At 60.4% G+C, this 970-nt stretch carries 1 protein-coding gene and 1 pseudogene; both read left to right on the top strand.

Translation table 11 applies throughout. The features are described from left to right. Positions 1 to 754 (top strand): annotated as a pseudogene (locus IEX86_RS25350) (phage tail tape measure protein); the annotation flags it as partial. Beyond that, positions 723 to 896, top strand: coding sequence for a phage tail protein (locus IEX86_RS25345; RefSeq protein WP_373290488.1), 174 nt, complete (start codon positions 723 to 725; stop codon positions 894 to 896). The pseudogene IEX86_RS25350 and the gene IEX86_RS25345, both read left to right, overlap by 32 nt. Positions 897 to 970 lie beyond the last annotated feature (74 nt).

Below are 970 nucleotides of genomic sequence, written 5' to 3'. Positions count from 1 at the left end.
GATCAAGGCCTGGACTGTGGCCAACCCGGAGCTGACCAATAACCTGGTCAAGGGCGCAGCTGTGGTCGCCGCCATTACTGCCGGCATGGGCACCCTCACCCTGGTCATTGCCAGCGTGCTCGGCCCGTTCGCGCTGCTGCGCTATGGCATGGGTCTGCTGGGTCTTAGGGGCTTTAGCCTGATCGGCACACTGTTCCAGTTGGCTAGGTCCGCCCTGCCCCTGGTGGCCACCGGGATCCGCCTGGTAACAGCCGCTGCCATGGCCAACCCGATCTTGGCCCTAATTACCGGCATCGCCCTGGCCGCCACGCTGATCTACCAGAACTGGGGCACAGTCGGCCCCTGGTTTGCCTCGCTCTGGCAGGAGATCAAGAATGGTTTTAACGGCGGCCTGACCGGCATCCTGCAGTTGCTGGCTAACTTCTCCCCGATTGGCCTCTTTTACAGCGCCTGGGCTGCTGTGCTGAGTTACATGGGTATTGAGCTGCCGGCCAAGTTCACCGACTTTGGCGGCATGGTGATTGATGGCCTGGTCAACGGCATTACCAACAACATGGGCAAGGTCAAGGACGCTATCGTCAACGCAGCCGGCGGAGCTATTGACTGGTTCAAGGAAAAGCTCGACATCCACTCGCCCAGCCGCGTCTTTGCCCAGTTGGGAGGCTTCACCATGGCAGGCCTCGCGGTCGGTCTGGCCCATGATCGAGGGTACGGGTCGAATCATGGGGCTCTGGGTCATCGAAAGCATCAGTGAAACCAGAACGATCTTCTTTCGTGACGGTGCAGCCCGGCGTATTGAATTTACCCTCTCACTCAAGCGCATTGACGACAGCCGCACCGACCTGCTCGGTGCCGGCATTGCTTCCGCCAATGGCATCCTGCGGAGCATCCTATGATCCGCGAAGCTCTCAACCAGGCAACAGGCCAGCTGCGCAAGCTGTACGACCAGGAGGTGAACGGTGCCAGTTAC

It is taken from the genome of Pseudomonas asuensis (genome assembly GCF_014646755.1).
Taxonomy (GTDB): domain Bacteria; phylum Pseudomonadota; class Gammaproteobacteria; order Pseudomonadales; family Pseudomonadaceae; genus Chryseomonas; species Chryseomonas asuensis.
This window is presented reverse-complemented; position numbering and strand designations above follow the sequence as displayed.